The organism is Paraburkholderia sp. BGA-UO-ETr-F21, assembly GCF_059567925.1.
This window is the reverse complement of sequence record NZ_JCAQOY010000016.1, coordinates 178,906-200,826: the sequence shown is the minus strand read 5'-3', so window position 1 is coordinate 200,826 and position 21,921 is coordinate 178,906. Positions and strand designations below refer to the sequence as shown.

General features: G+C 63.1%; 20 protein-coding genes. 2 read left to right on the top strand and 18 right to left on the bottom strand.

Annotated elements, in window-relative coordinates; translation table 11 throughout:
• Positions 1-108: 108 nt before the first annotated feature.
• The 17 genes from flhA to flhD all read right to left on the bottom strand — a co-directional run bounded on the left by flhA (position 109) and on the right by flhD (position 18,472).
• Positions 109-2,211 carry a flagellar biosynthesis protein FlhA gene (gene flhA, locus AC57B1_RS11875; RefSeq protein ID WP_091798019.1) on the bottom strand — a complete coding sequence of 701 codons (2,103 nt, stop codon included), beginning with the start codon at positions 2,209-2,211 and terminating at the stop codon, positions 109-111.
• A complete protein-coding gene (flhB, locus tag AC57B1_RS11870; RefSeq protein WP_496417587.1) occupies positions 2,208-3,428 on the bottom strand; it encodes a flagellar biosynthesis protein FlhB in 1,221 nt (406 codons plus the stop codon). Before flhB ends, flhA begins: the two co-directional genes overlap by 4 nt.
• A 309-nt stretch (positions 3,429-3,737) precedes the next feature.
• Complete coding sequence (locus tag AC57B1_RS11865) at positions 3,738-5,027, bottom strand: DUF3443 domain-containing protein (RefSeq protein ID WP_496417586.1); 1,290 nt, start codon at positions 5,025-5,027, stop codon at positions 3,738-3,740.
• A gap of 15 nt (positions 5,028-5,042) precedes the next feature.
• A complete protein-coding gene (locus AC57B1_RS11860) occupies positions 5,043-5,597 on the bottom strand; it encodes a DUF2844 domain-containing protein (protein WP_408181610.1) in 555 nt (184 codons plus the stop codon).
• A 296-nt stretch (positions 5,598-5,893) separates the two neighbouring features.
• Complete coding sequence (gene cheZ / locus AC57B1_RS11855; protein WP_091798007.1) at positions 5,894-6,604, bottom strand: protein phosphatase CheZ; 711 nt, start codon at positions 6,602-6,604, stop codon at positions 5,894-5,896.
• 1 nt (position 6,605) lies between these two features.
• Entirely contained in the window at positions 6,606-7,001 is a 396-nt protein-coding gene (gene cheY, locus AC57B1_RS11850) for a chemotaxis response regulator CheY (RefSeq protein ID WP_007179968.1), read from the bottom strand.
• A 74-nt stretch (positions 7,002-7,075) separates the two neighbouring features.
• A complete protein-coding gene (locus AC57B1_RS11845) occupies positions 7,076-8,164 on the bottom strand; it encodes a protein-glutamate methylesterase/protein-glutamine glutaminase (protein WP_177205052.1) in 1,089 nt (362 codons plus the stop codon).
• 5 nt (positions 8,165-8,169) lie between these two features.
• Complete coding sequence (gene cheD / locus AC57B1_RS11840) at positions 8,170-8,922, bottom strand: chemoreceptor glutamine deamidase CheD (protein ID WP_496417585.1); 753 nt, start codon at positions 8,920-8,922, stop codon at positions 8,170-8,172.
• Positions 8,919-9,869 carry a CheR family methyltransferase gene (locus AC57B1_RS11835; RefSeq protein WP_091797998.1) on the bottom strand — a complete coding sequence of 317 codons (951 nt, stop codon included), beginning with the start codon at positions 9,867-9,869 and terminating at the stop codon, positions 8,919-8,921. Before AC57B1_RS11835 ends, cheD begins: the two co-directional genes overlap by 4 nt.
• A 204-nt stretch (positions 9,870-10,073) precedes the next feature.
• On the bottom strand, positions 10,074-11,933 hold the full coding sequence (locus tag AC57B1_RS11830; protein WP_496417584.1) for a methyl-accepting chemotaxis protein: 1,860 nt from the start codon (positions 11,931-11,933) through the stop codon (positions 10,074-10,076).
• Positions 11,934-11,975: 42 nt separating this feature from the next.
• Positions 11,976-12,512 (bottom strand): chemotaxis protein CheW, encoded by a 537-nt coding sequence (locus tag AC57B1_RS11825; protein ID WP_091797992.1) that lies wholly within the window; start codon positions 12,510-12,512, stop codon positions 11,976-11,978.
• A gap of 63 nt (positions 12,513-12,575) precedes the next feature.
• Complete coding sequence (gene cheA / locus AC57B1_RS11820) at positions 12,576-14,885, bottom strand: chemotaxis protein CheA (protein ID WP_496417583.1); 2,310 nt, start codon at positions 14,883-14,885, stop codon at positions 12,576-12,578.
• 88 nt (positions 14,886-14,973) lie between these two features.
• Positions 14,974-15,351 carry a response regulator gene (locus AC57B1_RS11815; protein ID WP_408181625.1) on the bottom strand — a complete coding sequence of 126 codons (378 nt, stop codon included), beginning with the start codon at positions 15,349-15,351 and terminating at the stop codon, positions 14,974-14,976.
• Between the two features lie 84 nt (positions 15,352-15,435).
• Positions 15,436-16,443 (bottom strand): flagellar motor protein MotB, encoded by a 1,008-nt coding sequence (gene motB / locus AC57B1_RS11810; RefSeq protein WP_496417582.1) that lies wholly within the window; start codon positions 16,441-16,443, stop codon positions 15,436-15,438.
• 21 nt (positions 16,444-16,464) lie between these two features.
• Positions 16,465-17,325 (bottom strand): flagellar motor stator protein MotA, encoded by an 861-nt coding sequence (gene motA / locus AC57B1_RS11805; RefSeq protein ID WP_006050895.1) that lies wholly within the window; start codon positions 17,323-17,325, stop codon positions 16,465-16,467.
• A gap of 214 nt (positions 17,326-17,539) precedes the next feature.
• Positions 17,540-18,100, bottom strand: a complete 561-nt coding sequence (gene flhC / locus AC57B1_RS11800; RefSeq protein ID WP_091797981.1) for a flagellar transcriptional regulator FlhC — start codon at positions 18,098-18,100, stop codon at positions 17,540-17,542.
• A gap of 51 nt (positions 18,101-18,151) precedes the next feature.
• The gene (gene flhD, locus AC57B1_RS11795) at positions 18,152-18,472 is read right to left on the bottom strand and encodes a flagellar transcriptional regulator FlhD (RefSeq protein WP_006050893.1); all 321 of its coding nucleotides are present in this window, start codon (positions 18,470-18,472) and stop codon (positions 18,152-18,154) included.
• Between the two features lie 711 nt (positions 18,473-19,183).
• On the opposite strand from flhD, the gene AC57B1_RS11790 reads away from it, so the two are divergent.
• Positions 19,184-20,248, top strand: coding sequence for a glycosyltransferase family 4 protein (locus AC57B1_RS11790; RefSeq protein WP_091797975.1), 1,065 nt, complete (start codon positions 19,184-19,186; stop codon positions 20,246-20,248).
• A gap of 290 nt (positions 20,249-20,538) precedes the next feature.
• On the opposite strand, the gene AC57B1_RS11785 is transcribed toward AC57B1_RS11790, so the two are convergent.
• Positions 20,539-20,841, bottom strand: a complete 303-nt coding sequence (locus AC57B1_RS11785) for an H-NS histone family protein (RefSeq protein ID WP_007179981.1) — start codon at positions 20,839-20,841, stop codon at positions 20,539-20,541.
• A 287-nt stretch (positions 20,842-21,128) separates the two neighbouring features.
• Between AC57B1_RS11785 and aqpZ the strand changes: the two genes are divergently transcribed.
• On the top strand, positions 21,129-21,869 hold the full coding sequence (gene aqpZ / locus AC57B1_RS11780) for an aquaporin Z (protein ID WP_091797972.1): 741 nt from the start codon (positions 21,129-21,131) through the stop codon (positions 21,867-21,869).
• Positions 21,870-21,921: the final 52 nt, after the last annotated feature.

The following is a 21,921-nucleotide window of genomic DNA, read 5'->3' as shown; positions in this document are numbered from 1 at the left end:
GGCCGTCCGCTTGCGGGATAGAGAATCGGGCGCCGAAATGAAAACCGGCGCTCATCGAGCGCCGGCAAAGAACATCGGCCAGAAGCGGCCTTCGGTGAACGATCCGTCTTAGCCGTGCGCGCCGATCAGATTCACCACCTTGATATTGCGCGTGTCAGGCACTTCCGCATACGACAGCACCTTCAGCTGCGGCAGGCTGCGGCGCAGGAAGCGCGCGAGCATCGGCCGCAATGCGTGCTGCACCAGCAGCACCGGTGCGAGCCCAAGGTTCTGCTGACGCGTCATCGCCTTCTGGGTTTCGTTCAGCAGCGTGTGTGCGAGCCCCGGTTCGAGACCGGGATTGGAACCGGTCGAGAGCGCCTGCGACAACACCCGTTCGAGATTCGAATCGAGGCCCATCACTTGCATGTCGCCGGTGCCCGGGAACCACTGCTGCGTGATCGCGCGGCCCAACGCGAGACGCACGGCGGCGGTGAGATCGTGCGCGTCGGTGATCTTCGGCGTGTGCTCGGAGAGCGCTTCGAGGATCGTGCGCATATCGCGGATCGGCACACCCTCTTCCAGCAGGTTTTGCAGCACCTTTTGCAGCGTGGTGAGCGGCAGCGACTTCGGCACCAGATCGTCGACCAGCGACGGCGTGTCCTTCTGCATCCGCTCGAGCAGTGCCTGCACTTCCCGACGGCCAAGCAGTTCGGATGCATGCGTGACCACGAGGTGATTCAGGTGCGTCGCCACCACCGTGCTCGAATCGACCACCGTGTAGCCGTACACCTGCGCCTGTTCGCGCAGGTTCGTGTCGATCCAGATGGCCGGCAAGCCGAACGCGGGGTCTTGCGTCGGCGTGCCCGGCAGCGCGGCGGACACTTGCCCCGGATTGATCGCCAGCCACTGGCCCGGATACGCTTCGCCAACGCCCACTTCGACGCCCTTCAGCGCGATGCGATAGCCGTTCGGCCGCAATTCCAGGTTGTCGCGAATATGAATGACCGGCGGCAGAAAGCCGATTTCCTGCGCGAACTTCTTGCGGATGCTCTTGATCCGCTTGAGCAGTTCGCCGTCCGAGTTCTTGTCGACGAGCGGAATCAGCCGGTAGCCGACTTCAAGGCCGAGCGTGTCGATCATCGTCACGTCGTCCCAGCTCGCTTCGGTGTTTTCGACCGGCGCCATCGCGGCCGGTGCGACATCGACGAGCGCCGTGGTGTTCTTGCGTTCCTCCGCGCGCTTTTTCATGGTGCGGCCAAGCTGGATAAGACCGCCGCCGAGAATCAGAAACGCGAAGTGCGGCATGCCCGGAATCAGGCCCATCAGCACGAGAATGCAGCCGGTAATCACCAGCACGCGGGGATTCGTGAACAACTGGCCGGTGAGCTGCGTGCCGATGTCTTCGTTGGTCGCCACCCGCGAGACGATCACACCAGCCGCCGTCGAAATCACCAGCGAAGGGATCTGCGCGACGAGGCCGTCACCGATGGTCAGCAGCGTGTAGTTCTTGCCCGCGGACGCGAAGTCCATGCCGTGCTGAACCATCCCGACGATCAGGCCGCCGACGATGTTGATCACCATGATCAGCAAACCGGCGATCGCATCGCCGCGCACGAACTTGCTCGCGCCGTCCATGGAACCGTAGAACTCGGCTTCCTGCGAGACCTCGGAGCGGCGCTTGCGGGCCTGTTCTTCGTTGATGAGGCCGGCGTTCAGGTCGGCGTCGATCGCCATCTGCTTGCCGGGCATCGCGTCGAGCGTGAAGCGCGCGGACACTTCCGCGATCCGCCCCGCGCCCTTGGTGATCACCATGAAGTTGATCACCATCAGGATGATGAAGACGACGATACCGACCGCGAAGTTGCCGCCCACGAGGAAGTGGCCGAACGATTCGATCACCTGACCCGCCGCATCGGGGCCGGTATGACCTTCGAGCAGCACGACCCGCGTGGACGCCACGTTCAGCGACAGGCGCAGCAAGGTCGAGAACAGCAGCACGCTCGGGAACGCGGCGAAGTCGAGCGGCTTCATCGTGTACATGCTGACGAGCAGCACCATCACGGAAAGCGCGATGTTGAAGGTGAACAGCAGATCCAGCAGGAACGGCGGCAACGGCAGAATCATCATGCCGAGGATCATGCAGATCAGCACCGGCCCGGCGAGGGCGCGCAAATTGGTGCCGCTCAAGGCATCGGGCCGTCGAGCGAGGAAACCGGCGCGAGCGTTCATGCGGAGGCTCCTGAAGCGTCGTCGTTATCTGGGTTGGCAGGGTTGAGCGTGTCGGCGGCTTCCTGATCGGCTTCGTCGTCCGATACGCCGCCCTTGTCGAGTTCCGCGGGCACGTCAAGTTCGGTCGGCGCCATCGGCACGGCGCCGCCTTCGGTTTTGAAGCGCCGCAACTGGTACACCCACGCGAGCACTTCGGCGACCGCGCCATACAGCGGGCCCGGAATCTCGCGGTTCAGCTCGACGTTGTGATACAGCGCCCGCGCGAGCGGCGGCGCTTCCAGCAACGGCACGTTGTTCTCGGCGGCGATCTCACGAATCCGCGCAGCCACCAGGTTCACGCCCTTGGCGACCACCTTCGGCGCACGCATCTCGCCATCGGTGTATTGCAGCGCCACGGCAAAGTGCGTCGGGTTGGTCACCACCACGTCGGCCTTCGGCACGTTGGTCATCATGCGGCGGCGAGCAATCGCGCGCTGCTGCTGGCGAATGCGGCCTTTGACGTGCGGATCGCCTTCGCTTTCGCGGTGTTCGCGCTTCACTTCTTCCTTCGTCATGCGCAGCTTTTTGTGGAACTGCCACAGTTGATACGGCACATCGAGCGCGGCGACGACGAACATGCCCGCTACCGTCATGCCACAGCACACGGCGATCAGATGCGTGCCGTTGGCCAGTGCGAGCTGCAATGGCTGAGTCGCCAGCGCGAGAATCTCTTCGCGGCGATTCCAGATCGCGGTCCCGCCGATCACCCCGACCACCAGCGTTTTGACGAGAGACAAGCCGAGCTGGATCGGCCCGTTGATCGAAAACATCTTGCCGAGACCGGAGATCGGATTGAGGCGGTCGAACTTCGGCTCGAGGCCTTTGGCCGACAACTGCCAGCCGCCGAGCGCCATCGGCGCAAGCAACGCGGCCGCGCCGGTGAAGCCGAGAATCGGCAGCAGCGCGTAGAGCCCTTCGCGACTCGCCACGCCCGCGCCGATCATCATGCGGCGGGTTTCGAAAGCGCCGGCATGATCGAACGTGAAGGCCGCGCGCAGCATGCTCTGCAAATGGTCGCCAATGCTGCCCGACATCCCCCACACGCCGAAGAACCCCGCCGCGAGCAGCGCAAACGTGGACAGTTCCCGCGAACGCACGATCTGCCCTTCCTCGCGCGCCTTTTGCAGGCGCCGGGGAGTGGCTGATTCGGTTTTCTCGAGGTCGCTATCCTCTGCCACAAAAGCTCTCCAGTCGGCTGAGGCACGGCGCCTCTTTCCAGTGAGAGCGATTATTCCCGCTCGACGCAAGCACCGATCGGCGGATAAGGGCGGAGAAAGGGGGGTATTTCGAGGGATGAAAGCGCAGGCAAGCCAGTCGGTCCGCCTTGCTGGCAGCGCCGGGGCGGCGCAACGGGATGCCTTCGGGTGGGTCTGGGCGAGCCTTCAGGAGTGGGCCGCCCGCAGCGCCCGCTCGCGTTCGGCCCCGACGCCCACGCGAACTCGCGCGGGCGTCGGATGAACCTTCAACCGTTCAGTGCGGAGCCTTGATCAGAAGGCCACGTAAGGCGTCTGGCCGCCATTCGCGGTCTGATCGAGGCCGTAATAGACGTGGCGGCCATAGAAGAACGGCAGACCGAGATCGAAGCTGCTGTTGCCGCCGATCTGTCCGGCGAGGTCGTTGAACGCATAGTTGTTGCCTTTGCCGAACAGCGTGGCTGCGCTCAGAATGCCGATGCTGGCGCTGGCCCGGCTATTGTTCAGTCCGACCAGCGTCACCGAACGGGTTTGCGCGGACGACGGGCAATAGAAGCCCGCATAGTTGCTGCCGCACAGCGTGAGGGAGCTATCGGCAAAGAAGTAGCCGTTCGAGCCCGAATCGAGGAACGCCTGCACCGTCGTGCCATTGAACACGCTGTTGTTCAGATTGCCGTAGGTGTCGGTGGTGAAGACCTGGGCGCCGGTGAGCGCATTGTTCGACTGCGTACCGATGCCGAACACTAATGTGCCGGTAGCCGAGGGCGCGCCGGTGTCCGGCACCGGCGGCATCTGCACGATCACACCGTTGTTGTCGGTCGGGAAATAGGCGACCGGATTAGCCACCTGTTGGGCGAGCGGCACCGGCGTGCGGGTACAGGAGGCGCCGCCCGGACACGCGAAGTAGTTGCTGTAATTCGCCGCCGTCGACGCGTTCGCACAGGTCGCGCCGCAATCCGTGGTCGAGTTGCCGATGCCGAGAATGCCGTTGGCGCCGAGATCGCCGACCGTGTTTTGCGGCGAGCCGCTGCCACAGCCGGCAGTAGGCACGGTGCTGGCGTCCTTGTCCCCGATGATCTGCAGCGGGATCGCCGCCGTGGTTCTCTCACTGCCGATCGCAATGGTCGCGGTGCGCACGGTGCCCCACGTGAAGCCGTCCGCGAAAGTCGCGCATTCGGCGAGCTGCGCGCCGCTGACGGTGCCGACGGGCAACGCATTGAGCACGGAAGCGTTCAGGGCCGAGCTGACCACGCGCAACCCGAACGAGCCGGTATCGACCTGGATATTGTTGATCGTCTGGCAATTCGAGCTCGAGCCGGGCGCGCAGATGGTCACGCTGACCGTCGGAATATTGACGACCCCACTTACGCCCGGGCCAACTGTGATCGGCACGGTGTTCGCCGCAGTCGCGGCGATCGGTTGCTGGATCGGGCTGGCCGGCAGCGAGCCGCCGTTCAGCGTGGTCGACGAATCTCCGGAACTGCCGCCACCGCCGCCGCACGCGACGAGCGCCGATACCAGCGCCAGGGCCGCGACAGCCTGCATCCAACCCTTGAACTTCACAGCAATATGCTTGGTTCGCATGTCTCGTCCTCGCTATTACTGGATGTCGGAACCGCTGACGCCGGCGGGCAACGCCGGAGGCAACCACGCCTGACCGCTGAACGCGCCCATATGGCCGCCGGAGCGCACCACGAGGCTGCTCTGGTCGACCGCGACAGGGCCACGGCCGCCGCCGCGCGACGCGCGTGCGGCCTTCACGCCGGCCACGTACTGCGGGAAATAGGTGCCTAACAGGTCGTTCAGATCCGGCATTTGCGGGCCGTGCCATGCAATGCCGAAGACGGAGCCGTCCGCGGCAAGATACTCGCGAATCACGGTGCCGCTGCCGAGCGTGGTTTCACGCACGGTATAGGACGTGGAGGAAGTGGAAGCCGAAGCGGAGGATGCCGCGCTGGACGCGGAGCGCATCACGCTTTGCGCCGCATTGGCGGCGCCGCTACCAGGCTGAATGGTGCGGGACGAGACCGACGCGTCCGAAGGAGGCGTCATTGGGGTGCCGCCCAGTCCCGCATGAGCGGACTGCACGGCGATAAGCGAACAAGGCAAGGCAAGCGCCGTAACGATCCCGGCGCGGCGTACACGACTCCACATGACGAAGCTCCTCCCGATCTGCTGCTCGGCTCGCATCCGCGCGAACCGGCTGCATTTATGCAAATCATACGACACGGCTGCGGTCGCACCGCGAGGAGGTTCCCCACCGTGCCACCGGCCGGAGGCAGCCTCCTCCGGCACGCCGTGGCGCTGCTTGAGGTCGTAGTATGCCTGTGGTTTGTGTCCGCGGGCAGCAAGCACGCGCGAAGGCGTGGCTTGCTATGCGTCATCGTCCTGTCGCGCGACCCGGTGCGGCGGTCCGCGAAGTGCCGTTGCCGTGCGGTGGCTTCGGCAGGTCAGAAGCCGAGGCTGGCCAGCAGATCGTCGACTTGCGACTGGTCCTGCACCACATCCGTTTTGCCTTCCGGATTGATCTGCGGACCGTTCAGCAGATGTTCGGGGCTGCCGGTCGGCGAGACTTCGGCCGCCAGCGCCGCCGCGTTCGCCGCGAACTGCTCGCGCCGTTCGAGCGCGATGTTCTCGACCAGCACGCCGAGCAGTTGCTGCTCGATCAGGTACACGACATCCGTGATCTTCTTGATGACCTGGCCGGTCAGATCCTGGAAGTCCTGCGCCAGCATGATCTCCATCAACTGCGCGTTGGTCGCGCTCGCCGCCTCGGGCACGCCGCGCAGGAAGGTTCGCGTGTCGTCCATCAGCGCGCGCACTTCCTCGCGCTCGATCGGCGCCGCGTACCACTGCTCCCAACGCGCGTCGAGTTTGCCCGCGTCTTCCTTCAACTGCTCCTGGAGCGGCTTGGCGATGTCGATTGCGGACAGCACGCGCTCGGCGGCCTGCTCCGTCATATCCGCGATGTACTTCAGACGGTCGCGAGCATCGGGCACGGCTTCCGCCGCACGTTCGACATGCTTGTCGAGCCCAAGCTCACGCATCGAGTCGCGCAGAGTGCGCGTCAGTTGTCCGATACGGGCGAGGATACGGTCGGACGCGAAGTCGCCGCTCTCATTGACCGCTTCGGCGCCTTGCGCGTTGGTCGGCAGATTCACATCAGCTCCCGGCTTTGGCCATCTTCTCGAGAATCTTGTTGAGCTTCTCGTCGAGCGTCGCGGCCGTGAACGGCTTGACGACATAACCGCTCGCGCCGGCCTGAGCCGCCGCGATGATGTTTTCCTTCTTCGACTCGGCCGTCACCATCAGCACCGGCAGGTGCGTCAGGTTGGCGTCGGCGCGGATTTCCTTGAGCATGGCCAGACCGTCCAGGTTCGGCATGTTCCAGTCGGAGATCACGAAGTCGTACGTGCCTCCGCGCAGACGCGCGAGACCGGCCTGGCCATCTTCGGCTTCGTCGACGTTCGAGTAGCCGAGCTCTTTGAGCAGGTTGCGGACGATCCGGCGCATCGTCGGAAAGTCGTCAACCACCAGAATCTTCATTCCCTTATCCATTTCATTCCCTTTGCTTTTTCCATGGTGCGGCGCCTGACTGCCTCAAACCGCGTCTCAAATCCTACTGGCGCGCATCATACCCGCTGAACGCGATCGCCCATCGACGACAGACGCGCCATCACACGCCGGCTCATTTCCGGCAACGACGCGATCTCGTCGGCCGCGCCGAGCGCAATCGCTTCACGCGGCATGCCGAACACGATACAGCTCGCTTCGTCCTGCGCAAGGGTATACGCCCCTGCTTTTTTCATGTCCAGCAGTCCGGCGGCGCCGTCGCGCCCCATCCCGGTCAGAATCACCCCGACCGCGTTCTTGCCCGCGTGCTGCGCGGCCGAACGGAACAGCACATCCACTGACGGACGATGCCGGTTCACCGGCGGTTCGTCCGAAAGGTGAGCAATATAGTTCGCGCCACTGCGAGCAAGCAACAGGTGAGCGTGGCCTGGCGCGATATACGCATGTCCCGGCAGTACGCGTTCGCCGTGCTCTGCCTCTTTAACGGTAATCCGGCACAAACCATTGAGGCGTTGCGCAAAAGATTTTGTGAAGCCCGGCGGCATATGCTGCGCGATCAGCACGGCGGGCGCGTCCGGCGGCAGCGGCACCAGCACTTCGCGGATCGCTTCGGTGCCGCCCGTCGATGCGCCGACGATAATCAGCTTCTCGGTACTGAGCAGCGGATTGTTGAAGAGCGGCGCGGCGCCGACCGGCGCATGCGCGGCATGCGCCGCCGCGTGCTGCACCGGCGCGGCCTGTCGCACGCGCGCGCGGGCCGCCGCGCGAATCTTGTCGGCGAGCTTTTCCGAGTAGTCGAGCATGCCGTCGCGAATGCCGACCTTCGGCTTGGTTACAAAGTCGACCGCGCCGAGTTCCAGCGCGCGCAGTGTGATTTCGTTGCCGCGCTCGGTCAGCGACGACACCATCACGACCGGCATCGGCCGCAGGCGCATCAGCTTCTCGAGGAAATCGAGGCCATCCATGCGCGGCATTTCGACGTCGAGCGTCAGTACGTCCGGGTTGTGCTGCTTGATGAGCTCGCGCGCGACCAGCGGGTCGGGTGCGGTCGCCACCACCGTCATGTCCGGCTGGCCGTTGATGATTTCCGTCATCAGGCTGCGGATCAGCGCCGAATCGTCGACGCACAGTACTTTGATCTTTTGCACAGCGCTCACGCCTCCTCTGTAGTTCTGGCGTTGTTTGAGTTAATCGGGCGCGGCGTGGTCCCGAACAGCTCGACCTTCGGGCGGGCTGCTGCGGGCGTCGAAAACAGTTCGACCTTGGGTTTCGACGCGGCCGGCGTCGAGAACAATTCCACCCGCTTGCGCGCCGCGGCGAGCCGCTCGGCGCGCGCTTGCGCGCTTTGCCGCATCAGCGCCTGTTCGCGCTCGGCCACGCCCGCTTCCTGCTGCAGGCGCAACTTCTTCACCATCACCTGGCCGGTGCGCGGCATGAACGCCACCTTGCGCGGGTGCGAGCCCTGCAAGTCCTCGGCGACGATGCGGATCTTTTCGAGCGCCAGATAGCGGCGCACGAATTCCGAATTGCGATCGCCGATGTTCATCGTGGTCATGCCCGCGAGCACCGCGCCGCCGCCGAACACCTTGGCTTCGAAGCGCTCGCGCCGGCCGCCGGCCTTGATGAGTTCGTTGATCAGCACTTCCATCGCGTACGCACCGTAGCGCATCGAATCCGATGCGGGCTGGCCGACGTCCGCGCCGTCGTCGGGCAGCATGAAGTGATTCATGCCACCGATACCCGCCGTGCGATCCTGAATGCAGGCCGCCACGCACGAGCCCAGCACGGTGACCAGCACCATGTCTTCGTGGGTGGTGTAAAACTCGTTGGGCAACAGCTTCACGCCGGGGCGCTGGAAGTGGTTGTCGTAATACAGATTGGTCGCGATCGGCAGGGCGCTGCTCATACCGTCACCCCGCTCGTCGTGTGGCGCGCCGCGGTTGCGCTCGTGCGTGCCGCCGTCCGCTCGCCGGCGGCGTCGCGCGTCAATTCGTAGACGGTCTGGCCGCGCAGCTTGAACGCTTGCGTGACGTACGTGAAGTTTTCCGAATGACCGGCGAACAACAGCCCGCCCGGCTTCACTAGCGGCTCGAAGCGTGCGAGCACTTGCGCTTGAGTCGGCTTGTCGAAATAGATCATCACGTTGCGGCAGAAGATCGCGTCGAATTGCGAGCGCAACTGGTAATCGCGGTCGGTCAGGTTCAGTTGCTGGAAGCGCACCAGCGCGCGCACTTCCGGGCGCACCTTGACCATGCCGGCATGCGCGCCGGTGCCCTTCAGGAAGAAGCGTTTGAGCCGCTCGGGCGACAGGTGCTTCACCTGGTCGAACTGGTACATGCCGGCTTCGGCCTTGGCCAATACCTGCGTGTCGATGTCGGTGGCGAGCACGGAGGCCTGGCGCGCGCCGCTCTCGCCGAGCGCTTCGATTAGCGTCATCGCGATCGAGTACGGCTCCTCACCGGTCGAAGCCGCCGAGCACCATACCGAAACCGGCTGCGCGCGGCGCGGCACGAACTCGGCGAGAATCGGAAAGTGGTGCGCTTCGCGAAAGAAGGCCGTCAGATTGGTGGTCAACGCATTGGTGAACGCTTCCCACTCGGCCGGATCATTCTCCGCTTCCAGCAGATCGAGATACTGCTTGAACGTGTCGAGGCCGCGGGTGCGCAGTCGGCGCGCCAGCCGGCTATACGCCATATCGCGCTTGTGATCCGACAGCGAGATGCCCGCGCTGCTGTGAATCAGTTCGCGAATACGGGCGAAATCCGCCGACGTGAACTCGAAGTCTCTTCCCTGTTCGCCGGACCTAACCGGCTCCGCCCGTTCGGGACGGTGCTGTGCGCGCGTTGCCATCATGAAGATTCCTGCCTGCGATACGAGCCATCCCGCTTTCCGCCCAGGCGACTTTCCTGAGAAGAAGGGATTGTGTTCGCGGGGTCGCGCCCGCCCACGAGTTCTGGCAACACGCAGTCGGCCCGCGACACGCTGCTAAAGCGTGCTTCGATGATTCGCCCCTCATGGAACGAGATGTCGAATGACTGCATGTCTTTGTGCCACTTCCTAGAATGTTTCCCAGTCCGCGTCCGAGCTTGCCGTGGCCGCGCTGACGGCGGCCGGACGTGCTGCGGATTCGGATGGCGCACGAGCCGGCTTCGGCTTGAGCGCCGGTTCGACGCGTGCCGAGCCTGCATCGTGATTGACCGACGCCTGCGCGGTGTTCGTTGCCGCCGTAGCCGCAACCGGATGCGCTGCGCCATGCGCGGACACCTGCGGCGTGGCTTTGGCGGCCGGCTTGCTCTTGCTGCCGGTGACGCGAGGCTGCGCCGTGTGCGGACGTACCGCTGCGCTGCTGCGCACCGCCGGGCCGCCGGCCACTTTCCAGCCGTTCACCACCGCCTGCAATTGGCGCGTCTGATCTTCGAGCGAAGCAGCCGCGGCCGCCGCCTGTTCGACCAGCGCCGCGTTCTGCTGCGTGACTTCGTCCATCTGCACGACCGCGCGATTCACCTGTTCGATGCCGCCCGATTGCTCCTCGGACGCCGCGCTGATTTCACCCATGATGTCGGTCACACGGCGCACGGCCTGCACGATCTCATCCATCGTGGTGCCCGCGCGGCCGACCAGCGCCGAGCCGCTTTGCACCTTGTCGACCGAGTCGCCGATCAGTTCCTTGATTTCCTTCGCGGCACTGGCGCTGCGCTGCGCGAGGCTGCGCACTTCGCCGGCCACCACGGCAAAGCCGCGGCCCTGTTCGCCGGCGCGCGCCGCTTCGACTGCCGCGTTCAACGCGAGAATATTGGTCTGGAAGGCAATGCCTTCGATCACGCCGATGATGTCGACGACCTTGTTCGAACTGCTCGCGATATCCTGCATGGTCGTGACGACCTGGCTCACCACGTCGCCGCCGCGCGTCGCGATATCGGACGCGTTGACCGCCAGCTGGCTCGCCTGACGCGCGTTCTCGGCGTTCTGCCGCACGGTGCCGGTCAGTTGCTCCATGCTCGACGCGGTTTCCTGCAACGAGGCAGCCTGCTGTTCGGTGCGCTGTGAGAGATCGGTGTTGCCCATCGCGATTTCGCGGGCGCCGGTGTCGATCGATTCCGTGCTGCTGTGAACCGCTTTCACCATTGTCGACATGCTGTCCTGCATGCGCTTGATACCCGCGAACAACCGCCCGATTTCATTGCTGCTGAATACGTTGATCGTCTCGGACAGATCGCCCGAAGCAATGCGCTCGAAGCATGCCGTCGCGTCGGCGAGCGGCTGCACGATCAGGCCGCGCAGCGCGAAACGGATACCCACCACCATCAGCAGCGCGAGCGCGGTGATGGCGATGATCAGCGTGGTCATCAGCGAGATGTTCGATTGCGCGCTCGCCTGCTGATCCACGGCGTGTTGCTGCAAGCTCTTGATCACAGCGGCCGCCGCGTTGTCGTAAGCCACGAACCACGGACTGATCTTCGTGTCCGCGATGGCGTGGTAGGCCGCCAGATCGTTCGCGCGCAGCGCGGCGAACTCTGCCTCCATGCCGTCACGCATCAGCGCCGTACGGCGCGTCAGCAGTTCGTCGAGTTGCGCCTGCTCCACGCCGTTTTTGGGCGCGTCCAGATAAGCCTGCCAGCTCTGATTGCCCTTGCCGTACAACTCCTGCGCACGATCGAGCACCTTCTTCGCCTGCTCCGTGTCGCCCGCCGCGCTCAACGCATTGAAGCGGTCCAGCGACACGCGCGAGCGCAGTAGATACGACGAAGCTTCGTCGAGCGCATGAATGGCGACCAGATCGCCGCGTGAAATGCGGTCGAGCGACTGGCTCGCGCTATTCAGCGCGGTTAGCCCAAGTACGCCGACCGTCACGGTCAGCGCGACCAGAATGATCCCCACCATCGTCAACGACGTGCGAATCGACCACCTGCTCAACATTTCGATGCTCCCTATCCCAATCGTTCGTGAAGGCTGCCGCCGTTAGACGCCGAGCGTTTCGATCAGCGCCATTTCGCGGCTGGTCATGAGCTTCTCGATGTCCATCAGGATCAGCATGCGGCCGTCGACGGTGCCCAGCCCCGTGAGGTACTCGGTCGTCAGCGTGGCGCCGAATTCCGGCGCGGGCATGATCTGGTCGGTGGCGAGCGTCAGCACGTCCGACACGCCGTCCACCACCATCCCGACCACGCGGTGCGCGACATTCAGGATGATCACCACCGTCTGGTGGTCGTACTCGACACGGCCCAGATGGAACTTGATGCGCATGTCGACGATCGGCACGATGATGCCGCGCAGATTGATCACGCCCTTGATGAACTCGGGCGCATTGGCGATACGCGTCACGTTGTCGTAGCCGCGGATTTCCTGCACCTTGAGAATGTCGATGCCGTACTCTTCGGCGCCGAGCGTGAAGACGAGGAACTCCTGACCGCCGGCGTCTGCCTGCTGCACGTCGCGCCGGCCAGTCGTACCGTTCGCGTTCGCGACGCTCGAATTGATGGATTGGACTTCTGCCACGTTAGCCCCCAAACGGTTGGGATGAAATGAGTTGATTAAGAGTCGAGACGAGTTTGACCGGCATCATGCGAGGCTCATCGCGCCATGCGCGTTGCGCGTTTCGCGGTTCAACGCGGCCACGTCGACGATCAGCGCGACGCTGCCGTCGCCGAGAATGGTCGCGGCGGAAATGCCGTGCACCTTGCGGTAGTTCGTTTCCAGATTCTTCACGACCACCTGCTGCTGGCCCACCAGTTCGTCGATCAGCATCGCAAAGCGGCGCCCCTCGGTTTGCATGATGGTGACGATGCCTTGCGTGGGTTCCTGCTTCGCGTCTTCGACGTTGAACACTTCGTGCAACGCCACGAGCGGCAGATATTCACCGCGCACCCGCACCACACGCTCGCCGTTGGCCACCGTGTAAATATCTTCGGCTTGGGGTTGCAGCGACTCCATCACGAAGTTCAGCGGCAGAATGAAGATCTCGTTGCCGACCTTGACCGACATGCCGTCGAGAATCGCCAGCGTGAGCGGCAACACGATGCGCGTGGTGCTGCCCTTGCCGGCGTGCGAGGTGATTTCCACGTGACCACCCATCGACTGGATGTTGCGCTTCACCACGTCCATGCCGACGCCGCGGCCCGACACGTCCGTGACCTGTTCCGCTGTCGAGAAGCCCGGCAGGAAGATCAGGTTCCAGACTTCTTCGTCGGACATGGTCTCGCTGACCTGCATGCCCTGCTTGGCCGCTTTCGCGAGAATCTTGTCGCGGCGCAGGCCCGCGCCGTCGTCGCTCACTTCGATGACGATGTTGCCGCCGTGATGCGCCGCCGACAGCACCAGCTGGCCGGTCGAATCCTTGCCCGCCGCGCGCCGCGCTTCCACGGTTTCGATGCCGTGGTCGAGACTGTTGCGCACGAGGTGAGTCAACGGATCGATGATCCGTTCAATGAGGCTCTTGTCGAGTTCGGTCGCCTGACCGAAGGTGACGAGTTCCACTTCCTTGCCGAGTTTCGCCGCCAGATCGCGCACCAGACGCGGGAAGCGGCTGAACACGTAATCCATCGGCATCATGCGGATCGACATGACCGCTTCCTGCAGATCGCGCGCATTGCGTTCGAGCTGCGCCATGCCGTTGAAGAGCCGGTCGTGCAACGCCGGGTCGAACGTGCTGGTGGTTTCCGCGAGCATGGCTTGCGTGATCACCAGTTCGCCGACCAGGTTGATCAGCTGATCGACTTTTTCCACGCCGACGCGAATCGAGCTGCCTTCCGCGCCGCCTGCCGCCGCAGCCGGACGTGCCGCCTTGCGGTCCTGCTCGGCGGGCGCGGCCGCGCTTGCGGCTTGTGTCGTTGCGGCTTGAGTTGCTGCTGCCTGAGCCGGCGCCGCTGCGCCAGTCGCCGCTGCGGATTGGGCCGCGGCAGGCGCCGGTGCGGCCGGTGCGTCGAACAGGCCGTGCGTGGCCGCCGAAGCGGGCGCAGCGGTGCCGGCAGCCGGTGCCGGCGATGCTGCGTGTCCCGCCTGATTGGCCGGTACTGCTTGCGCCGGGGACGAATCGGCAGCGTCGGGCGTTCCAGGTTCGCCTTGCTGCGTCTCATCCGCCGGTGCGGTGCCGCGGCCGATCACGATCTGACTTTCGTCGATCACGAAACAGCACACGGCGATGATGTCGTCGGAGGTCACATCGGTCGCGAGCCACAGCGTCAAATCGCCGCCGCTCTTGACCTGCCCAACGATGTTGCCCAGGTTGCCGAGCTCTTCGGCCAGCAGTTCCTGGTCCTTCTCACCAACGCCCCGTAGCGTAATTTTCAGATGGGGACCGGCGCTGTCATCCGCACCGCCGGCACCCGCGGCTTGCCCGGTCTGCGCCGGTTCGCCGTCAGTCCATTCACCCGCTGCCTGCACCGCCTGTTCGACGACGTGCTCCGGCGCGGTTCCTCCCTGATTTGCCTCTACTGCAACTGGTGCCACGGCTGCTGCGGCGGCGGGCGCGCCGCCTTCGGCGCTTTCCTTGTGCAGCCGTTCGAGCTTCGCGCAGATCGCGCGGGCAGTGGCCGCATCCGGCTCGGCGCTCGCGCGGTAATCGGCCAACTGGCCCGACAGCACGTCCTTGGTTTCGAGGAACGTGTCGATCATGTCCTTGCGCAGCACGAGTTCGTTATTGCGCGCGCGATCGAGCAGCGATTCGAGAATGTGGGTCGTTTCCGTCAGCGCGGTAAAGCCGAACGTCGCCGCGCCGCCCTTGATCGAATGCGCCGCGCGGAAAATGGCCGCGAGGTCTTCGGGGTCCGGGTGCGCGATATCCAGATTGAGCAGCAACTGCTCCATCTGCGCGAGCAGTTCGTCCGCTTCGTCGAAAAACGTCTGATAGAACTGAGTGATGTCGAGTGTCATGCCTGGGTCACCGCGAGAGTTCCTGTCTAGGCGTGGGCTACCGTGCCGCCGCGTCGAGAGCTTCTATAACTGGGTCTATGAGTGGTGCTTATGCGTGATCTGGCTCGGCTAACGCCGCCACCAGTTCGGTCAGCATGTCCGGGTCGAGCGGCTTTTCGATCCAGCCGGTCGCGCCCGCAGCCCGCGCCGCTTCCTTGAACGGCTCGCCCGATTCCGTCGTGAGGACGAGGATGGGCGTGGCCTGGTAAGCCGGGTTGTTGCGTAGCGCGGCGATCAGATCGAGACCGGTCTTGCCCGGCATGTGCTGATCGGTCAGCACGAGATCGAACGACATGGCGAGCGCGTTTTCGAGCCCTTCGTTGCCGTCCGCGGCGAGCGTCACCTCATAGCCGGCCGTCGTCAACGTGGCGGCGAGAATCTGCCGCATCGATGCCGAATCGTCGATTGCCAGGATGTGCCTGATCATGAAAACCTCGCTGCACCTACGCTATGGATCGCCCCGCGCTCCGCGCCGGCAGGGCGCGTGAGCCAGCGGAACGATCGCTGTCTGTTACTGGGCCGCCGGCGCTACCGCCGGCAACTTCGGGGCAACCGTTACCGGTTGCGCAAGCTTTTGCAGCAGCGGCTTGGAGCCGGCTGCGTCGTCCGACAAGGTCGTCGTGGTGGAATCGTCGTGATTCAGCGCATCCTCCGACTTCCTGTTCAACACGATGATGCTGATGCGGCGATTCTCCGGATCCATCGGGTCCGCCTTGTTCAGGTTTTGCGTCGACGCGAGGCCGAGCACGCGCATCACCTTCGCTTCATCCATGCCGCCGGCGATCAGTTCGCGGCGCGACGCATTGGCGCGGTCCGCGGACAATTCCCAGTTGCTATAGCCCTTCTCGCCGCCCGCGTATTGCGCGGCGTCGGTGTGTCCCTGCACGATGATGCGGTTCGGCACGTCGTTCAGCGTGTGGCCGATTTCGCGCAGGATGTCGCGCATATACGGCTCGACCTGGTCTTTCGCGGTCGCGAACATGGGCCGCTTCTGCGAGTCGACGATTTCGATACGCAAGCCGGTCAGCGTCGAATCGATGCGGATCTGCTGCTTGAACTGGCGCAGCACCGGATTCGCTTCGATCGCGGCCATCAGTTTGACCTGCAGATCGTGCAGGCGAACCTGCTCGCGACGCTCCAGTTCGCCCTGCAACTGCTTCATCGAGTCTTCGCTACCGTGCACTGCGGTGTGTTCGGAACGGTTGTTCGCACCGTCGCTAGAGCGCGTCACGCCCTGCGCGTCGGTCGAAATGTCGCGGCCGCCGCCCTTCAGAATGCTCGAATCCTCCGCGCTGCGGTCACCGCCCCACAGCGTGATCTTCAGCGGCTGATTGAAGTAATCGGCAATGCCCTTCAACTGCACCGTGGACGCCGAACTCAGCAGCCACATCAGCAGGAAGAACGCCATCATCGCGGTCATGAAGTCCGCATACGCGAGCTTCCAGGCGCCGCCATGGTGGCCGGCTTTCTTCGGCGCGGCGCGCTTGACGACAATGGCGCGGTCTTTGTCCTTGCTCATGGGTTCGGTTTCCGGTGGCCTTTACTTGGCCTTGACGCGGCGCACGTGCTCTTCCAGCTCGGCGAACGACGGGCGTTCGGTCGAGAAGAGCACCTTGCGGCCGAACTCGACGGCGATCGCCGGCGCGTAACCGTTCAGGCTGGCCAGAATCGTCACCTTGATGCACTGGAACATCTTGGTCGATTCGGTCACGCGCTGTTCGGCGACGCTCGCGAGCGGCCCGATCAGCCCGTACGAAAGCAGAATCCCGAGGAAAGTGCCGACCAGCGCCTGGGCGATCATCTCGCCGAGCACCGCTGGCGGCTTGTCGGCGGAGGCCATGGTGTGCACCACGCCCATCACCGCGGCCACGATACCGAACGCCGGCATCGCGTCGCCGACCTTGTTCAGCGCATGCGCGGGCGCCTCGCCTTCCTGGTGGTGCGTCTCGATTTCCTCGTCCATCAGGCTTTCGATCTCGAACGCATTCATGTTGCCGCCCACCATCAGACGCAGGTAGTCGGTGAGGAATTCGATGATGTGATGGTCGGCAAGAATCTTCGGGTATTGGGTGAAGATCGGACTCTTCGACGGATCGTCGATGTCCGCTTCCAGCGTCAGCGTGCCTTCCTTGCGCGCCTTGGCCAGCAGGACGTAGAGGAGCGCCATCAGCTCCATATAGACGTCCTTGTTGTACTTCGCGCCCTTGAACAGGGTCGGAATGACGCGCAGCGTCGCCTTGATCGTCTTCATTCCGTTACCGAGAATGAACGCGCCGACGCCAGCGCCCACGATCATCAGCACTTCAACGGGCTGCAGCAGCGCGCCGAGATGGCCGCCTTCCAGCGCGTAACCGCCGAAAACGGACAAAAGCGTCACGAGTGTTCCCACGAAAATCAGCACTGCCGAGCCCTCACAAAGAAGCGACGGTGACCGTCGTTATTCAGGTTTACGGCAAAGGAACAGAAAACTTTGGTGGAAATGTGGCTCGGCGATCCGGTGTAAACCAGAGGTCGAGGTCAGCGGCCCGGTTCAATCGGGCCTTGGGCGAGCGGGCTGAAAGGCCCGCCCCATGGGACGCGGACGGCGGACCGCACTTGCGCGGCCGCCTTGCGGGTCAAGCTTCGAGGGCGGCGAGGCTTTCGCGGGCCCGGGCGTCGGCAGATTTCTTTGTCTTACCGGCGCGCGAGGGCGGCTGGCACAGTCCGCAGACGAACGCGTGCTGCGGATCATGCGCATGCGCTACAAAACGTCCCCCGCAGCGGCAGCAGGCGGTCATTTGCAGCATCCCGGAGTCGAAGAAACGCACCAGCGTCCACGCGCGCGTGAGACTGAGCACGGGCTCGTCGTCGTGCAACCGGACGTGTTCCAGGTAGAGCCGGTAGCTCTTCACGATCGACTGGATCGTCAGGCAACCGCCGTGTCCGGCCATGAAACGGTAGATGTTGTAGAACAGCGATGAGTGAAAGTTCGGCTGCCAGGTCATGAACCAGTCGGTCGAAAACGGCAGCATGCCTTTGGGCGGCGAAACCCCTTTCAATTCCTTGTACAGCTTGATGAGGCGGTCGCGCGACAGACTGGTTTCGGCTTCCAGCAATTGCAAACGCGCGCCAAGCTCGATCAGTTCAATGGCCAGGGTGATCTCCCTGACTTCAAGTACAACACTTTTATAGGCCATCCGTTGGCGTTTCCCCCGTCCTGATTATTCGGCTTTGAATACAACGTGCCATCAGCCGAGCTGCTCGACCGGCTGGCTTGCCATCAGGATCGCGGAATGCGCCTGTGCCACGGCGCTGGATTTGCCTTTGTCCGCCAGAGCGGACAGCACGGCATGGTCGTCGAAACGGAAACGGCACAACACCTGATTGGACGCCGCCAGCTTGACGGTCTGCGCCAACGACAGATTGGCGAGCACATCGGCTAACTGGTCCGAAATCCCCATGCGAAACATGCCCATCGGCTTGTCTTCGCGCAGCAGTCGCTGTGCGAGCAGGAGATAAGACAGGTTGACTTCTCTGATCTCATTGAGCATTTCGCTTGTCGCGCTCATGATTCCCCCGGGGTGTATCTGGCTGGTCAGGCCGTTACGAAAACGTTTGCTCGGACGCGCGCGCTTAAACCGCACGAATCGGCTCGTTTCTGGTCTTGCGAGCATTGTGTCGAAAGGGGGAGCGGACGAAAATCGGATAGACACCCAGCCTTGTTGACGGATAAATCCGTCATTCATGTAGGAATTTTTCCTACAAAGTCATGCAAGGACGGGGCTAAAGAGGGCTATTGACGGGCAGTCTGGACGGCTATGCCCTTTGAATGACTGCCTGAGGTGATGCGGAATGCGGCTAAAGGGTGAGCCAAGCTAACTCACGCTCCGCACCGTTGCTGCGGTGAGGGCGAATTATAAGACGTTTTCACTTCCGCGTAATCCGACCAGGATAGGCGCCACGCTCGGTCGGTCGGGCCCGCGGATTGCTCATGGAATGCGCTGCGTTCGAATAAAACGGCCGGTTTTCGCTCTCAATTATCGGGACTGCCATCCAGACGACCTGTAACGCCGCATGTTTCGCGCTGTAACAACATTAAGCGTTTGAAAAATAACTCGAATTTGCGCGGTCGATCCCGATAATGAACCTAAGGGATTACCCGATGCAGGTTCGGAACACCCCCGGGCGGCGGCTTACCGCGCCCAACCGTCCGTCAGGCATTCACTCCTCGCTCTACTCGAGCGCCGCTGTGCGATGCCGATCTGATTAGGAGAAAACGCATGCGAATCGCACAAATTGCGCCGTTGTATGAAGCCGTCCCGCCGAAACTCTACGGTGGTACCGAACGCGTCGTATCGTATCTGACCGAAGCACTGGTCGGCCTCGGCCACGACGTCACGCTGTTTGCGAGCGGCGACTCGGTCACCTCCGCGAACCTCGACGCCTGCTGGCCTCGTGCACTGCGCCTCGATCCGACGATCCGCGACGCGCTGGCTCCGCACATCCTGATGATGGAAAAGGTGCGAAAGGTCGCGCACGAATTCGACGTGCTGCATTTCCACCTCGACTACATGCCGTTCCCGCTTTTTACCACGATGGACACGCCGTTCGTGACGACGCTGCACGGCCGCCTCGACTTGCCGGAACTGCAACCGGTATTCGACGCGTTCTCGGACGTGCCGGTGGTGTCCATTTCCGATTCGCAGCGTGCGCCGCTGCCGCAAGCGAACTGGCTCAACACGATTTATCACGGCTTGCCGGAACAGCTGTTGACGCCGCAAACGCACAAGAAGCCGGAATACCTGGCGTTCCTCGGCCGTATTTGCCCTGAGAAGCGCGTCGATACAGCCATCAAGATCGCTGCACAAAGCGGTTTGCCGCTGAAGATCGCCGCCAAGGTGGACAAGGCCGACCAGGAATATTTCAAACGGGAGATCGAGCCGCTGTTGTCGCAGGCGCACGTGGAATTCGTCGGCGAGATCAATGAGGCGCAGAAGCCCGAGTTTCTCTCCGGCGCGAAGGCGCTGCTGTTCCCGATCGACTGGTCCGAGCCGTTTGGCCTCGTGATGATCGAATCGATGGCGTGCGGCACGCCGGTGATCGCCTTCAACCGCGGCTCCGTGCCGGAAGTGATCGACCACGGCGTGACGGGTTATATCGTTGAGGACGTACAAGGAGCGGTCGCGGCACTGCAACGCCTGGACGAACTGTCGCGCACCGAAATTCGCGCCCAGTTTGAACGCCGCTTCAGTTCGAAGACCATGGCGCAGAACTATGTGGATGGCTATTCGGCGCTGATCGAAGCCACGCGCCGCCCGGTACTGCGTCAAGTTGCGGTGGGCTAACGTGGCATTCGAGCGGCCGTGGCAATTTATGCGCTCGGCCGCGCGAGTGTTCGAATCCGCCTCATGTGCCGATTCCGATTTGCAGATGAATAGCGGGTCATTTCGTCGTGTGAATCGTTTGCGCGAACGGTAAATCACACTTATCCCGCTTCTTGTCCAAAAAAGCCGCCCCTCGAGGGCGGCTTTTTTAATACGGGTATGGATGCGCTTCCATCGCGGATTAGCGCTCAACCAATAAAGCCGGAGTGCCAATAACCTTCAGTTGGCTTTCGTCTCTAGCGGCAATCGACTCAAGCCGCACCAATCAGAAAGCGCTCGCGATTCTTGCCGACGATCCACTTGGGCGGTTTGCCACGCCCGCTCCACGTATTTCCCGATTTTGGGTCCTGGTATTTCGCCGGCAGCGGCGCCTTCTTGGGCGGGCGACCGCGCTTGGCGGCGACGGCAAAGCCTAAGTCTTGAGCCGTGAGACCGTATTCAGCGATCTTTTGGCGGATGTCGGCGACCACGTTGTCGATTTCGGTACGCCGCGCTTCTTCTGCCTGTGCCTGCAATTTGGCGATCTGCGCCTTGAGGTCTGCATATTGAGACATTCCGGTTCTCCCCTTTTTAGAACTCATTGGCTCGCAGACTAACTGCAATTATAAAAATTCGCAATGGACAAGAATACCGATTTAGCGAGATATCCTCTGATAATTATTAACACGGATGAATTGTTAAACCCCCTCTTTATCTCGCAATAATAGGTAAGCACGATGCCACATTGACAATTCTTGACACCCGAATTGGCAACCTTTCCCTAGAATTGCGCGCTCAAGGCATGGCATCCGGGCTTAGCCGTGCGTGCTAGCGGAAACGTCATTTTTTAGGATTACCAATCATGCAGTTGTCAAAACGCCTCGCTGCCGAATTGTTCGGCACCTTCTGGCTCGTGCTGGGGGGCTGTGGCAGCGCTGTCCTCGCCGCCAATTTCGCCGGCCCGGTTCACGGGCTGGGCATCGGGTTCGTGGGCGTGTCGCTCGCCTTCGGCCTGACCGTACTGACAATGGCTTACGCGATCGGCCACATTTCCGGCTGTCACCTGAATCCCGCGGTGAGCGTCGGCCTGACCGTCGCCGGCCGCTTTCCGGCTCGCGATCTGCTGCCGTACATCGTCGCGCAGGTGATCGGCGCGGTGTTGGGTGCGCTGGTGCTGTCGTTGATCGCATCGGGCAAGCCTGGCTTCGACCTCGTTGCCAGCGGTTTTGCCAGCAATGGTTACGGCGAGCGCTCGCCGGGTCACTACTCGCTCGCCGCGGCATTCATTTGCGAAGTGGTGATGACCGGCTTCTTCCTCTTCGTCATTCTAGGCGCGACCGACAAGCGTGCGCCTGCCGGCTTCGCGCCGATCGCCATCGGTCTGTGCCTCACGCTGATTCACCTGATCTCGATCCCGGTGACCAATACGTCGGTCAACCCGGCGCGCTCCACCGGCCCGGCGCTGTTCGTCGGCGGTGCGGCGGTGGATCAGTTGTGGCTGTTCTGGCTTGCGCCGGTTCTCGGCGCGGTGGTCGCCGGCGTGTTGTATCCGGCCCTCGCCGAAAGCCGCGGCGGCAATTCTCAAAAGCTCGCGCTCGACTGACAACGCGCGGTAATTCAGGCATTCAAAGCGGGCGCTGCGGCGCCCGTTCTGT

Excerpts from the sequence above, each read along its gene's own strand:
- motB (WP_496417582.1), bottom strand. The coding sequence starts at position 16,443 with ATGAGCAAGGACAAAGACCGCGCCATTGTCGTCAAGCGCGCCGCGCCG.
- aqpZ (WP_091797972.1), top strand. The coding sequence starts at position 21,129 with ATGCAGTTGTCAAAACGCCTCGCTGCCGAATTGTTCGGCACCTTCTGG.
- AC57B1_RS11835 (WP_091797998.1), bottom strand. The coding sequence starts at position 9,869 with ATGATGGCAACGCGCGCACAGCACCGTCCCGAACGGGCGGAGCCGGTT.
- AC57B1_RS11815 (WP_408181625.1), bottom strand. The coding sequence starts at position 15,351 with ATGATCAGGCACATCCTGGCAATCGACGATTCGGCATCGATGCGGCAG.
- cheD (WP_496417585.1), bottom strand. The coding sequence starts at position 8,922 with ATGAGCAGCGCCCTGCCGATCGCGACCAATCTGTATTACGACAACCAC.
- cheA (WP_496417583.1), bottom strand. The coding sequence starts at position 14,885 with ATGACACTCGACATCACTCAGTTCTATCAGACGTTTTTCGACGAAGCG.
- AC57B1_RS11790 (WP_091797975.1), top strand. The coding sequence starts at position 19,184 with ATGCGAATCGCACAAATTGCGCCGTTGTATGAAGCCGTCCCGCCGAAA.
- AC57B1_RS11865 (WP_496417586.1), bottom strand. The coding sequence starts at position 5,027 with ATGCGAACCAAGCATATTGCTGTGAAGTTCAAGGGTTGGATGCAGGCT.
- AC57B1_RS11830 (WP_496417584.1), bottom strand. The coding sequence starts at position 11,933 with ATGTTGAGCAGGTGGTCGATTCGCACGTCGTTGACGATGGTGGGGATC.
- flhC (WP_091797981.1), bottom strand. The coding sequence starts at position 18,100 with ATGGCCTATAAAAGTGTTGTACTTGAAGTCAGGGAGATCACCCTGGCC.
- AC57B1_RS11860 (WP_408181610.1), bottom strand. The coding sequence starts at position 5,597 with ATGTGGAGTCGTGTACGCCGCGCCGGGATCGTTACGGCGCTTGCCTTG.
- AC57B1_RS11785 (WP_007179981.1), bottom strand. The coding sequence starts at position 20,841 with ATGTCTCAATATGCAGACCTCAAGGCGCAGATCGCCAAATTGCAGGCA.
- flhA (WP_091798019.1), bottom strand. The coding sequence starts at position 2,211 with ATGAACGCTCGCGCCGGTTTCCTCGCTCGACGGCCCGATGCCTTGAGC.
- flhD (WP_006050893.1), bottom strand. The coding sequence starts at position 18,472 with ATGAGCGCGACAAGCGAAATGCTCAATGAGATCAGAGAAGTCAACCTG.
- cheY (WP_007179968.1), bottom strand. The coding sequence starts at position 7,001 with ATGGATAAGGGAATGAAGATTCTGGTGGTTGACGACTTTCCGACGATG.